Origin of the sequence: Neoroseomonas soli (assembly GCF_018129065.1) — a bacterium.
Taxonomy (GTDB): Bacteria; Pseudomonadota; Alphaproteobacteria; order Acetobacterales; family Acetobacteraceae; genus Neoroseomonas; species Neoroseomonas soli.
In genome coordinates this window covers 1-12,884 of the sequence record NZ_JAAEDM010000059.1, presented here as the reverse complement: position 1 = coordinate 12,884, position 12,884 = coordinate 1, and the positions used below count along the sequence as shown (strand labels likewise).

Annotated in this window: 12 protein-coding genes and 2 tRNA genes; 4 read left to right on the top strand and 10 right to left on the bottom strand. The window is 70.7% G+C overall.

Going from position 1 to position 12,884, the window contains the following annotated elements; translation table 11 throughout:
* Nucleotides 1–70: 70 nt before the first annotated feature.
* Both GXW76_RS18175 and GXW76_RS18170 read right to left on the bottom strand, forming a co-directional pair.
* Nucleotides 71–1,243 carry an acetyl-CoA acetyltransferase gene (locus tag GXW76_RS18175; RefSeq protein ID WP_211863515.1) on the bottom strand — a complete coding sequence of 391 codons (1,173 nt, stop codon included), beginning with the start codon at nt 1,241–1,243 and terminating at the stop codon, nt 71–73.
* A 69-nt stretch (nt 1,244–1,312) separates the two neighbouring features.
* The gene (locus GXW76_RS18170; RefSeq protein ID WP_211863514.1) at nt 1,313–1,930 is read right to left on the bottom strand and encodes a Hint domain-containing protein; all 618 of its coding nucleotides are present in this window, start codon (nt 1,928–1,930) and stop codon (nt 1,313–1,315) included.
* Between the two features lie 212 nt (nt 1,931–2,142).
* Between GXW76_RS18170 and GXW76_RS18165 the strand changes: the two genes are divergently transcribed.
* Complete coding sequence (locus tag GXW76_RS18165; RefSeq protein ID WP_211863513.1) at nt 2,143–3,702, top strand: ABC transporter substrate-binding protein; 1,560 nt, start codon at nt 2,143–2,145, stop codon at nt 3,700–3,702.
* Between the two features lie 36 nt (nt 3,703–3,738).
* Nucleotides 3,739–5,022, top strand: a complete 1,284-nt coding sequence (locus GXW76_RS18160) for an ArgE/DapE family deacylase (protein WP_211863512.1) — start codon at nt 3,739–3,741, stop codon at nt 5,020–5,022.
* A gap of 369 nt (nt 5,023–5,391) precedes the next feature.
* Here GXW76_RS18160 and GXW76_RS18155 read toward each other — a convergent pair.
* From GXW76_RS18155 to GXW76_RS18130, 6 genes are all read right to left on the bottom strand, one after another.
* Nucleotides 5,392–5,468 (bottom strand) — tRNA-Arg (locus GXW76_RS18155).
* Nucleotides 5,469–5,498: 30 nt separating this feature from the next.
* The gene (locus GXW76_RS18150; protein WP_211863511.1) at nt 5,499–5,828 is read right to left on the bottom strand and encodes an ETC complex I subunit; all 330 of its coding nucleotides are present in this window, start codon (nt 5,826–5,828) and stop codon (nt 5,499–5,501) included.
* Between the two features lie 22 nt (nt 5,829–5,850).
* A tRNA-Pro gene (locus GXW76_RS18145) sits at nt 5,851–5,925 on the bottom strand.
* A 50-nt stretch (nt 5,926–5,975) separates the two neighbouring features.
* Entirely contained in the window at nt 5,976–6,599 is a 624-nt protein-coding gene (locus tag GXW76_RS18140; RefSeq protein WP_211863510.1) for a glutathione S-transferase family protein, read from the bottom strand.
* Nucleotides 6,600–6,609: 10 nt separating this feature from the next.
* Nucleotides 6,610–7,089, bottom strand: coding sequence for a DUF192 domain-containing protein (locus tag GXW76_RS18135; RefSeq protein ID WP_246514495.1), 480 nt, complete (start codon nt 7,087–7,089; stop codon nt 6,610–6,612).
* A 7-nt stretch (nt 7,090–7,096) separates the two neighbouring features.
* Entirely contained in the window at nt 7,097–8,224 is a 1,128-nt protein-coding gene (locus GXW76_RS18130; RefSeq protein WP_211863509.1) for an acetoin utilization protein AcuC, read from the bottom strand.
* A 202-nt stretch (nt 8,225–8,426) separates the two neighbouring features.
* On the opposite strand from GXW76_RS18130, the gene GXW76_RS18125 reads away from it, so the two are divergent.
* Nucleotides 8,427–9,839 (top strand): ATP-binding protein, encoded by a 1,413-nt coding sequence (locus GXW76_RS18125; protein ID WP_211863508.1) that lies wholly within the window; start codon nt 8,427–8,429, stop codon nt 9,837–9,839.
* A gap of 38 nt (nt 9,840–9,877) precedes the next feature.
* Here GXW76_RS18125 and prpB read toward each other — a convergent pair whose 3' ends face one another.
* On the bottom strand, nt 9,878–10,798 hold the full coding sequence (gene prpB, locus GXW76_RS18120; RefSeq protein WP_211863507.1) for a methylisocitrate lyase: 921 nt from the start codon (nt 10,796–10,798) through the stop codon (nt 9,878–9,880).
* A gap of 13 nt (nt 10,799–10,811) precedes the next feature.
* On the bottom strand, nt 10,812–12,224 hold the full coding sequence (locus tag GXW76_RS18115) for a sodium:proton antiporter (RefSeq protein ID WP_211863506.1): 1,413 nt from the start codon (nt 12,222–12,224) through the stop codon (nt 10,812–10,814).
* A 147-nt stretch (nt 12,225–12,371) separates the two neighbouring features.
* Between GXW76_RS18115 and GXW76_RS18110 the strand changes: the two genes are divergently transcribed.
* On the top strand, nt 12,372–12,884 hold a 513-nt coding region (locus GXW76_RS18110; protein WP_211863505.1), incomplete at its 3' end, for an SRPBCC family protein.

Below are 12,884 nucleotides of genomic sequence, written 5' to 3'. Positions count from 1 at the left end.
AAGGGAAAATCAACCTCCACAATATGAACTTATCGGATTAACGGCTGATTCACGAAATCGCAGGGCGCGGTCACCGCGCCCGTTCGAGGATGCTGACGTAGTTCGCCACTGCCGCGCCGCCCATGTTGAAGACACCGCCGATATCGGCCTTCGGCAATTGCATCGCCCCGGCCTCACCGGTCAGTTGCATCGCCGTCAGAACGTGCATCGAGACGCCGGTCGCGCCGATCGGGTGCCCCTTCGACTTCAGCCCGCCGGAGCGGTTCACCGGCAGACGGCCGCCCGCCGCCGTCCAGCCTTCCAGCGCGGCGCGCGCGCCCTGCCCTTCCGGCGCCAGGCCCATCGCCTCGTATTCGATGAGTTCGGCGATGGTGAAGCAGTCATGCGTCTCGACGAAGGAAAGGTCGGAGACGCCGACCCCCGCCTGCGCATAGGCGCGCGACCAGGCTTCGCGCGCGCCTTCGAAGCGGACGATGTCGCGCGCGGCGATGGGCAGGAAATCGTTCACCTGCACGGCGGCGCGGAAGCGCACGGCCTTGTTCATGGCCTTGGCCGTCTCCGCATCCGTCATCACCAGCGCGGCGGCACCGTCGCTCACCAGCGAACAGTCGGTCCGCTTCAGCGGGCGGGCGACATAGGGGTTCTTCTCGCTCTCGGTGCGGCAGAATTCGTAGCCGAGGTCCTTGCGCATCTGCGCCCAGGGATTGTCTACGCCGTTCCTGTGGTTCTTCGCCGCGATGGCGGCGAGCGCATCGGACTGGTCGCCGTGGCGCTGGAAATAGGCCTCTGCGATGCGGCCGAAGACGCCGGCGAAGCCGCCTTCGATGTCCTGCTCCGTCTTGCGGTAGGAGGCGGTGAGCAGGATGTCGCCGACCTTCGGGCCGGGGGTCGCGGTCATCTTCTCCGCGCCCACCACCAGCGCGAAGCGCCCGCGGCCGGAGGCGAGGAAGTCCCGCGCGCCGTGGATCGCCGCCGAGCCGGTGGCGCAGGCGTTCTCGAAGCGGGTGATCGGCTTGAACCGCAGCTCCGGCACGGACTGCAGCACGAGCGAGGCCGGGAAGCCCTGCGGCGTGAAGCCTTCACCGAAGACGCCGACGAAGCCGCCATCGATCTCCTCCGGCGCGATGCCGGCATCCTCGATCGCGGCGCGGGCGACGCGGGCCATCAGCGTCTCGAGGTCCGGGGCGTCCTCGAGCCTGCCGAAGGGGGAATGGGCCCAGCCCACGATGCAGGCTTCGGTCATGGCGGATCCTCCGGGATGTCTCGCGCAGTCTAGGCCAGCCCCCGCGGCAGGGGAACGCCGCGCAGGCGGTCAGCGCGGCGGGCGCAGGGGCGGAGCGGGCGGGCCTGGGGGCCCGAGCGCGGAGGCGGTGAGCCGTTGGCGAAGCGACGCCTGCGCGGGCGCGGGCGCCGGAGCATCGGGGGATGGCGGGGCCCAGCCCAGCGTCTCTGCCCGCCAGGCGAGCATCGCCTTCAACGGGCCATTGGCCGGGCGGCGCGGCGCGCAGGACGGCACGTCCGGCCCCGGCGGGGCGGTTTCCACCGCGGCGCCCGCCGCCAGCACCGCGTCGTGGCCGTCGAGCACGATGTCCACCACCTCGAGCGCCAGCATCTCCTCCCGCAGGATGCCGTAGCCATCCACCACCTCCTCGGCGGCGACGAGCGCGCCGTCCAGCAGCAGGCCGTGGGCCGCCGGCAGCAGCAGGTCCTCCTGCGGCGCGCCCTCGGCGAGCGTCCCGGCGCGGATGCGGATAGCGGGGCCAGGCACGCGCCGGCGGCGGACAGCCGCGACCGGCTGGAAGGGCGCGCCGGCACCCGAGACGGCCAGCACCAGCATGCCCGGTGCGAGATCCTCCACCTGGACGGGGCCGGCCGGCGTCAGGATCGCGGTGCCGAGCGGCAGGCCGTGGGGCGGCAGGGCGTCCGTCACATATCCTCCTCAGTGCGATGCAGGCTGTGCCGAGGGTCGGGCCGCGCCGGGCCGCGGTCAACGATGGCCATGGCCGGCACGATCGTGCTTCGAACGAACTGATTTCAGGTTCAAGGCCCGCGAGTGCGCGGATCGGATCCGCGATCCGGCCGTTTGATTGACATTTCAACTTGGGCAGGCAGGTTGCACGCAGGATTGCCGGGAATGATCACATGAAGAAATTTCTGTTCGCCGCGATGTTCTGCGCAGCAGCGACGTCGGCCCATGCCCAGAACGTCCTGACCATCGCGGCCCAGTCCGTGCCGACGGCCATGGACCCGCACTTCCACCGGGCCAACAGCAACAACGCGCTGCTCCGCCAGGTGTTCGACCCGATGGTCGACTACGACACCAGCGGCCGCATCGTCCCGCGCCTCGCCGAGTCCTGGCGCATCGTCGATGACCGGACATGGGAATTCCGGCTGCGGGAAGGCGTGCGATTCCATGACGGAACGCCGCTGCATGCCGAGGATGTCGCGTTCTCCTTCGCGCGCCTCCCGCTCGTGCCGAACAGCCCGGGGTCCTTCGCCTCGGCCGTCCGCACCGTATCGGGCGTGACGATCGTCGATGAGCGGACCCTGCGCATCAGCACGAGCGAGCCCTCGCCCTTCCTCGACGGCGAGATGACCTCGGTGATGATCCTGTCGCGCCGCCTGCACGAGAACGCGACCACGGCCGACTTCAACACCGGCCGCGCCATGATCGGCACGGGCGCCTACCGGCACGTGTCCTACGTCAACGGCGACCGGTTGGAGGTGGAGCGCAACCCGAACTTCTGGGGCGCCGCGGCTCCCTGGGACCGGGTGCAGATCCGCTTCGTGACGAGCGCGGGAGCGCGCGTCGCGGCGCTGCTCTCCGGCGACGTCGACCTGATCGACGGCGTCCCGACCCAGGACGTGGCGCGCCTGTCTGCCGACCGGCGGATCGAGATCTTCAGCACGGACGCCAACGGCACGGCCTATCTGTTCCCGGACTCGACGCGCGAGCAGGCACCGTTCATCACCGATCATCAGGGACGCCCGCTGGACCGCAACCCGCTGCGCGACGTGCGCGTTCGCCGCGCGCTGTCGATGGCGATCAACCGCCAGGGCATCGTGGACCGGCTGCTTGCCGGCCAGGGCCGCCCGGCCGAGCAGTTCGCCCCGCCGATCGTCCTGGGCCGCGCGCCGGACCGCGCGCCGATCCCCAACGACGTCGCGCGCGCCCGCGCCCTGCTGGCCGAAGCCGGCTATCCCCAGGGCTTCCGGATGACGATCCACGGGCCGAACGGCTGGTTCCCGGGCGATGCCGAGGTGCTGCAGGCCATCGCGCAGGGCTTCACCCGCATCGGCGTGGTGACGACCGTGGAGGTGCTGCCGACCGCGACCGTCTTCTCGCGCGCCACGAACCGCGACTTCGCGATGTTCATGACGACCTACGCCTCCAACATCGCGGCGATCACGCTCCAGCAGGTGGTGGCGACGCGCAACACCGCCACGCGGATGGGGCCCTTCAATCGCCAGCACTATTCCAATCCGGCGATGGACCGGGTGCTGGACGAGGCGCTGCGGACCATGGACCGCACGCGCCGTGACGCGCTGACGGCGGAAGCGATGAACATCGCCATGGACGACGTCGCGGTGATCCCGGTCTTCTACCTCAAGGCAAGCTGGGCCGGCATGCGTTCGCGCGTGCGCTACGATGCCTCGCCGAGCTGGTACACCAACGCCCTGCACGCGACGCCGGCCCAATGAGCCCGTTCTCCCAACGTTGTGAAAGTCCCGGCCCTCATGCCTGATTCCGTCGCGCCTGATCGGATTGCCGCCGCCGTCGATGCGGTGTTCGACAGGCAGGTTGCCTTTCTCCAGGACCTGGTGCGCTTTCCCTCCCGGCGCGGCGAGGAGGCGCCGCTGCAGGATTGGGTCGCGCGCGAGTTCGCCAGGCGCGGCTACGCCGTGGACCGCTTCACGCTCGCCGATGTCGGCCTCGGCGGGCATGAGAAGTCGGCCCCGATGGTGGACGTGGACGCGGCGGGTTCTGTCCAGGTCGTCGCGGCGCACCGGCCGAAGAACCCGACCGGCCGCAGCCTGATCCTGCAGGGCCATATCGACGTGGTGCCGGAAGGCCCCGAGGACATGTGGACCCACCCGCCCTATGCCGGCGTGGTGCGGGATGGCTGGCTCTATGGGCGCGGCGCCAACGACATGAAGGCCGGCGTCTCCTGCATGGTCTTCGCCATGGACGCGCTGCGCGAGGCGGGGCTCGAGCCGGCGGCCGACGTCTACCTCCAGACCGTGACCGAGGAGGAGAGCACCGGCAACGGCGCCCTCTCGACCCTGCTGCGCGGCTACCGCGCCGATGCGGCGCTGATCCCGGAGCCGACCGGCCACGCCCTCACCCGCACGCATACCGGGACGCTGTGGTTCCGCCTGCGGGTCCGTGGCGTGCCGGTGCACGTCGCCCGGGCGCAGGAGGGCACGAACGCCATCATGTCGGCCATCCACCTGATCCAGGCGCTGACGGAGCACACGCGGCAACTGAACGCCGCTGCCGCCTCCGATCCCTGGTATGCGGCCATTCCCAGCCCGATCAAGTTCAACCCGGGCATCATCCGGGGTGGCGACTGGGCCAGCAGCACGCCGGCCTGGTGCGAGGTGGATTGCCGCATCGGCCTGCTTCCCTCGATGGAAGTGAAGGACGCCATGGCCGGTGTCGAGCGCGCCGTGAAGGACGCGGCGAAGGGCGACAACTTCATGGCCAACAACCCGCCCGAGATCGTCTGGCACGGCTTCCAGGCCGACGGCTTCGTGCTGGAGCCGGGCAGCGAGGCCGAGGCCGTGCTCGCCGCCACGCACCAGGAGGTGCATGGCGCGCCGATGGAGGAGCGGCGCAGCACGGCGGTGAACGACACCCGCTACTACGGCCGCTACTACGGCATCCCGGCGCTCTGCTACGGGCCGAAGGGCGAGGGCAACCACGGCTTCGACGAACGCACCTCGATCGAAGACCTGCGCCGCTGCACGCTGACGCTCGCGAAGTTCATCGCCAACTGGTGCGGCGTGAACCCGCGCTGATCCGATGCGCCACCCGGCAGTCGTGCGCGGCTGCCGGGTGCCGCTCCCCACGGCCGCGCCGACAATGCACCGGAGCCGCGAATTCGGGTGCGACAGATGCCTCGAGGCAGCGCGAGGTCGGGGCGCATTTCAACCGACGTGGATCAACCGCTTCGCGGAACGGGCTGCGAAGGGAGGCAGGCCGGCGGCGCGCCGAATCGGGCCGTTCGGCCCGGGAGATCGAGGCCATCCCCGGCATGACGCTGCAGGTCGTCGAGGGGGACACGCGCGCGGCCGACGACCGGGCGCGGGCATCGCGCGGCCCGGGAGCGGCGCCGGCCAGCGACCCTGCTGCAAACCGCCGCCTGCTGCACTGATCTTGAATGGATCTGGCGCGCCCTGAGGGATTCGAACCCCCGACATTCGACTTAGAAGGTCGATGCTCTATCCAACTGAGCTAAGGGCGCCCCGGCCGCTTCTAGCACGCCCCGGAAGGGTCAGTGCGACCAGTTCTCGTAGCGGCCGAAGCGGAAATTGTCCGCGTAGACCTTGGGCTTCATCGCCACGGGCGTCGCCGCGGGCTCGGCCTCGGCCTCATAGGCGATGCCCTGGGCCTCGGCATAGGCGACTGCCTGCTCGCGTGATTCGAAGTTCAGCCGGAGCTGGCCACGCATGTCGCCCGAGCCGACCCAGCCGGTCAGCGGGTCGAGCTGCTTCGCCTCCGCCGGGGCGTATTCCAGCAGCCAGCCCTGCGCCTTGGCGCGGCCGGACTGCATCGCCGACTTGGGCGGCTGGTAGATGCGGGCGAGGCCCTTCTGCTGCGACATCGACTGCGATTCCTGCATTCAATCGGGGCGGCGGGATTCGAACCCACGACCTCCTGTACCCAAAACAGGCGCGCTAGCCAGGCTGCGCCACGCCCCGTCGCGGCGCACCCTATGGAAGGGGCGGCCCAGGGGCAACCCTGGCAATGCTCAGGGCGTGCCGTTGAAGGCGTGGGCAAGCGCCCCAGGCCGGGCGCGCAGGCGCTCGGCATAGGCCGAGACGGCGGGCAGCGCCGGCCGGTCCATCGGCGTCATCAGCCAGCGATTGACCGACAGGCCGAGCACGATGTCCGCGAGCGTGAACCCCTCCCCCGCCACATGGCCCCCGGTTTCGGCCAGGCGGCGGTCGAGGATGCCCATGTTGCGGTTCCAGGCGCGCTCACCGGCGGCGACCAGGGCGGGGTCGGCGAAGGCGGCGTCCCCCCTCACCCTCGCCATGAAGACCTGCCGCCAGGACGTGTTGAGGTCGGTCGCCTGCCAGTCCATCCACTGCTCGACCAGCGCCCGCGCGCGCGATGGCGCCGGCAGCAGGTCGGCGCGGCCATGCCGGTCCGCGAGATACCGGCAGATGGTGTTCGATTCCCACAGCGGCCCGCTGTCATCCACGAGCACGGGCACCAGCCCGTTCGGGTTCAGCGCCAGGAACTCCGGCGCGTCGGTGGCGGCGAAGCCGCTTCCCCAATCCTCCCGCACCGGATCGAGGCCGATCTCCGCGCAGGTCCACAGCACCTTGCGGACGTTGATCGAGGACGCCTTACCGAGGATGCGCAGCATCGCGCGCGCGTCAGGGCGCGGTGCCGAAGACCCGGTGCAGCACCCGGTCCCCGGCGCGGATGTCGAGTTGCTCGGTGATGCCCGCGCGCAGTTCCAGCGTCGCCCGCACCGGCCCGTTGCTCGCCACCGTGGCGAGGGAGTGCGGCACGGTCCGTTCCGCGATGCGGTGGATGCGGCCATCCGCGGCGATGAACACCATGTCCAGCGAGGCGATGGTGTTGCGCATCCACATGCTGCTCTCGCGGGGGGTGCCCCAGTCGAACAGCATGCCCTCGTCCGGCTTCACCTCGGGGCGAAACATCAGGCCGATCATCTGCTGGCCGGAGTCGAGCGCCATCTCGACGGTGAAGGTCAGGCGTCGACCGTCGCGCGTGACGATGACCAGCGGCTCCGTCGGCAGCCGCGGCTGCGGTTGGTCCACCCCCGGCTGGGCGCGCAGCGGCAGGGGCGCGAGGGCGGCAAGGGCGAGGACGGAGCGGCGCAGGATCATTCCCGCCTCATGCCACGGCGGCCGGGTCGGCGGGAAGGTCCGCCACCGCCGCGGCCGCCGCACGGCGCACCGCGGCGCGCACCACGCCCGGCCGAGATGCGTCCGCGAGGGTGGTGAACCAGTGCTCCGGCGGGTTGCGCCCCGCCGCGCGGCGGAATTCCAACCCGCGCAGCACCGCCTCGGCCGCGGGCGGCAGGCGTTCCGGCATCGTCAGGCCGTTCAGCACGCCCCAGACGCCGGCCCAGCAGCGCGCGACGGACCAGGGATTGTAGCCGCCGCCGCCGAGCACGATCAGCCGCGGCGCCAGGCGCACCACCGCCGCCGCCACGGCCCGGTGCGCGTTGTTGGAGAGCGAGAGCCTGGCCAGCGGGTCCTCCTCCAGCGCATCGGCGCCGCACTGGAGCATGATGGCCTCGGGACGGAGGCGGCGGATGACGGGCAGGATCGCCTCGTGCAGCACCCAGAGCATCTCGCTGTCATTGAAGCCCGCCGGCACGGGGATGTTGCGGGCGTGGCCGCCGGCGCGGTCCTCGACCCCGCCGGTGAAGGGCCAGCGCCCTTCCTCGTGGACCGAGAGGGTGAAGACGCGCGGGTCGTCGTGGAAGGCATCCTGCACCCCGTCGCCGTGATGGGCGTCGATGTCGAGGTAGAGGATGTTGGTCAGGCCAAGGTCGAGCCAGGCCATCAGCCCCAGCACCGCGTCGTTCAGGTAGCAGAAGCCGCTGGCGCGATCCCGCCGGCCATGGTGGGTGCCGCCGCCGGGGACATGGACGATGCCGCCCTCCCGCGTCAGCCGGGCGGCCAGCATGGTGCCGCCGGCGCCGGTGGCGGGTCGGCTGAAGACCTCCCGGTAGATGGGGTTGCCGTCGGCGCCGATGCGGAACCGTGCGCGGTCCTCGGGGCTGACGGACTGCGTCGCCTCGGCCCGGCGCAGCGCCGCGACGTAGTCCGGGTCATGGAAGCGCGCGAGGTCCTCGGGGCTCGCCATGGGGCTGTCGCGGTACTGCGCCGCGGGCAGCCAGCCGAGGGCGCGCACCAAGTCGAGGGTCGTCGAGACGCGCGGGATCGCCAGCGGGTGCTTCGGCCCGTAGCTGGAGCGTCGGTAGATCTCGGACCCGATCAGGAGCGGCGGCATGGCACGCCCCGCAGGATGGCGCCTGGCGGGCGCCGCGCAAGCCTCCGTGCCGGCGCCGCCCGGCCCGGCCGCGGCGCCGGGGCGGGGCCACAGGCGGCGCCCCCGGTCGCGATGATGGACCGGAGGCCACGCGGCGTTTAGCGTTCTCCCTGGTCCGTGATTCGCCGCCCGCCTGGGGCGACCCGGAAGCCGGAGGCATACCTTGCGTCTCAGTGACCTGCTCGTCGCTCTCGAGCTCCTGTCCCGCCACGACGTCAACGACGCGTTGGAACGGCAATCCCGCAGCGGCCGCCCGCTGGGCGACGTGCTGGTCGAGATGGGCCTGCTCAGCGCCCGCCAGGTCAGCGAATTGCAGGACGGCCTGCCCGCCTCGCCGGAGAACCTCGCCCAGCTCGGCATCGATTCGCGGATCGTCTTCGACATCCTGGTGAAGTTCCTGAGCACGGTCGGCCACGGCACGACGGCGACGATCGCCGAGACCCTGGCCATCCCCCGCCGGCTCGCGAGCCTGCTGATGGAGCAGGCCCGCGCCCAGAGCATCGTCGAACTGAAGCCCGGCATCGTCGCCGGCGACTTGCGGGTGGAGCTGACGCCGCGCGGCAAGTCGATGGCCGTCGAGGCCTTGGCCAACAGTGCCTATATCGGCCCCCTCCCCGTCTCGCTGAGCGCCTATTCGGACCGCATCCGCAAGCAGACCATCCGCAGCGAGACCATCCTGCCGCAGCAGGTCGCCGCCGCCCTCACCCCGCTCGCCATCAAGGAGGACCTGCTCGCCAAGGTCGGCATCTCGGCGAATTCGGGGCGCTCGATCCTGCTCTATGGCGCGGCGGGCAACGGCAAGACCTCGATCGCGGAGCGCATGGTGCGGATGTTCGGCGCCATGGTGCTGGTGCCCCACTGCTTCGAGGTGGGCGGGCAGATCGTGAAGGTCTTCGACCCCTCGGTGCACAAGCGGCTCGGGGCGGGGGCGGACCGGGGGACCTCGGCGAGCCTCTTCGCCGACGAGTTCGACCCGCGCTGGGTGCCCTGCCGGCGGCCGTTCGTCTCCGCGGGCGGCGAGCTCAGCCTCGACATGCTCGACCTCAAGTTCGAGGAGACGGCGCGGTTCTACGAGGCGCCGCTGCACGTCAAGGCGATGAACGGCGTGCTGCTGATCGACGATTTCGGCCGCCAGCTGGTGCGGCCGGAGGCCCTGCTCAACCGCTGGGTCGTGCCGATGGACCGGCGCGTCGACTTCCTGAAGCTGCACACCGGGCAGTCCTTCCAGATCCCCTTCGACCAGTTGCTGGTCTTCTCGACCAACCTCTCGCCGCAGGACCTGATGGACCCGGCGTTCCTTCGCCGCCTGCCCTACAAGATCCACGTCCACGGGCCGACCGACGAGGAATTCACGAGGATCCTCCTCGCCGCCGCGGCGGATCGCGGCGTCGCCTGTTCGGAGCGGGCGGCGACCTGGACCATCGACGCCATCAGGAAGCACGGCACGGCGCTCGCCTTCTACCAGGCGACCGAGATCCCGCAGCAGGTGGCCGAACTCTGTTCCTTCGTCCGCCGTGCGCCGGTCGCCGACGAGGAAACCATCGCCTTCGCGCTCGGCAACCTGCTGGTGGACTGACCGGGGACCCGCGCGATCCCCGGCCCGCCACCGGGGCTTCAGCCCTGCGGCATACCTTCGGGCACGACCGTCGTGATGAGGCTCGCATCCAGCGCCTCGTAGTCATGGTAGGCGATGGTCTCGTAGAGCTGCGCGCGCGTCTGCATCCGCCCGACCATGTTCTGCGTGCCGCCGTCATTGCGGATGGCGACGTAGAGTTCCTCCATCGCGCGGGCGGCGATGCGCAGGTGGCTGACCGGCCAGATCACCATCGCGTAGCCCATCGCCTGGAACTCGGCGGCGGTGAAGAAGGGTGTGCGGCCGAACTCGGTCATGTTCGCGAGCAGCTTCACGCCCGGCATGCGCTTGGCGAACTCGACGAACATCTCCCGCGTGGTCAGCGCCTCGGGGAAGATCGCGTCGGCGCCGGCATCGAGGTAGCGCCGGGCGCGCGCGACGGCGCCGTCGATCCCCTCGCTGGCGGCGGCGTCGGTGCGGGCGATGATCACCAGGTTCTTTCGCGCCCTGCGGGCGGCGGCGACCTTGGCCGCCATGTCGTCGGCGGAGGCGAGCTTCTTGTCATTCAGGTGCCCGCACTTCTTGGGCAGCAACTGGTCCTCGAGGTGCACGGCACCGGCGCCCGCTTCCTCGAAGGTGCGGACCATGTGCATGACGTTGAGCGCCTCGCCGTAGCCGGTGTCGCCATCGACCAGCACCGGCAGGGCGGAGGCGCGCACCACCTGGCGGATGTGCCAGGCGACGTCATCCACCGTGATCATGCCGAGGTCCGGCAGGCCCATGGTCGCGGACATCGCCGCGCCGGACATGTAGAGCGCCGGAAAGCCCTGCTTCTTCGCCAGCAGCGCGGCGATGCCGAGATGCGCGCCCGGCATCTGCAGGATCTCAGGCCGGTCGAGCAGGCGGCGGAAGCGGACGCCCGCGGGCTCGTCGGGCAGGTCGTCGGCGATGACGTAGGGCATGGGAAACCCCCTCTCAGAAGAAGATGAAGGTGATCAGTACGAAAAGCGGGATCAGGAACACCACGGCCCAGGCGCAATAGCCGAAGAAGGAGGGCATGCGCTCCCCGTTCTCCTCGACGATGGCCTTCACCATGAAGTTCGGCGCATTGCCGATATAGGAGTTGGCGCCCATGAACACCGCGCCGCAGGAGATGGCCGCGAGGGTCAGCGCACCGTCGGTCATCAGGTGCGCCGGGTCGCCGCCCGCGAGGTTGAAGAACACCAGGTAGGTCGGCGCGTTGTCGAGGAAGGAGGACAGCGCCCCGGTCAGCCAGAAATACACCCAGGGCACCGGCTGCCCCGCCGCGTCCGAAGTCAGCGCGACCAGCGGCGCCGCCGCCCCGTCCAGCCCGGCGCGCAGGATGGCGAGCACCGGCGCCATGGTCACGAAGATGGCGGCGAACAGCTTCGCCACCTCGAGGATCGCGCCCCAGGCGAAGCCGTTCGCCTCCCGCAATTCCAGCGACGTGAACCGCATCGAAGCCCAGGCGATGCCGACGAAGACCGCGACGCCGATCAGGCGCTCGATGCCGATGTGTTCGCCGAAGAGGGCGACCTCGCCGGGCTGCCAGTAGCCCTGCGCCAGGACCATGACCACCACCGCACCGACCAGGGCGAGGTTGAGCCAGCCCTCGACGCGCAGCGGCTCGCGCGGGCCGGTGTCGGGTGCGACGGCCTTCTCCTTCGCCCAGGCCCAGGAATCGAGCAGGTAGTACACGCCGAGCAGGATCGCCGCGCAGGTCAGGAATTCCCCGAAGAGGTGCGTCGTGGTCCAGAAGAAGGACACGCCCTTGAGGAAGCCGAGATAGAGCGGCGGATCGCCGAGCGGCGTCAGCGAGCCGCCGATGTTGCTGACCAGGAAGATGAAGAAGACGAAGGTGTGCGTCTTGCGCTTGCGGAATGCGTTCGCCCGCAGCACGGGGCGGATCAGCAGCATGGAGGCGCCGGTCGTGCCCATCAGGCTCGCGATCACCGTGCCGAAGGCGAGCAGCGCCGTGTTGGTCGCCGGCGTGCCCACCAGCGATCCCTTCAGCAGCACCCCTCCGCCGGTGACGTAGAGCGCCAGCAGCAGGGCGATGAACGGGACGTATTCCTGCAGGAGGATGTGCCAGACCTCGGTGGCCGCGCGTTCCGGCCCGAATGCGATGGCGAAGGGGATCACCAGCAGCACCGCCCAGCCCGCGGCGATCTTGCCGTAGTGGTGGTGCCATATGTGCCCGGCGGCCAGCGGCATCAGCGCGATGGACAGCAGCAGCCCGGCGAAGGGGATGCCCCAGGCGAGCGAAAGGTCCGCCCCCGTCGCCGGGGCCGCCGCGGCAGGCGAGGCGGCGCCGGCCAGCAGCATCGCGGCGGTCGCGCAGGCGGATGCGGCTCGGGCCAGGTGCATCGTCTCTCGGTCCCCCCTCGGCAGCGGGGGCCTGGCCCCTGCTCCGCCCCGTGATTGCAGGATCACCCCGCCCCCCACAAGGGGGGGCACCCCTTCCCCCGCCCCGCCCGCCGGGCCTAGTTTGCCCGCCGGACAGGAGACCAACCCATGGACATGAGCGGCGAGCGCCGCATCCCCGCCCCGCGCCAGCGGGTGTGGGACGCGCTGAACGACCCCGAGATGCTCCGCGCCGCCATCCCCGGCTGCGAATCCGTCACCCGCACCGCCGAAGACGCCTTCGAGGCCAAGGTCGCGCTGAAGATCGGGCCGATGGCCGCGAAGTTCGGCGGCAAGGTGAAGCTCGAGAACATCAACGCCCCCGCCTCCTACACCATCAGCGGCGAGGGCAATGGCGGGGCCATGGGCTTCGCCAAGGGCGGCGCCGACGTGTCGCTCGAGGAAGTCGGCCCCGAGGAGACGCTGCTCAAATACACGGTGAAGGCGCAGGTCGGCGGCAAGATGGCGCAGCTCGGCGCGCGGCTGATCGACAGCACGGCGAAGCAGATGTCGGACCAGTTCTTCGACCGCTTCGCCAATGCCGTCGCCCCGCCGCCGCCCGTCGAGGTTCCGGCCGAGGCCGCCGAGGCGGGCGCCGCCGCCGCGCCGGCACCGCGCCCGGTG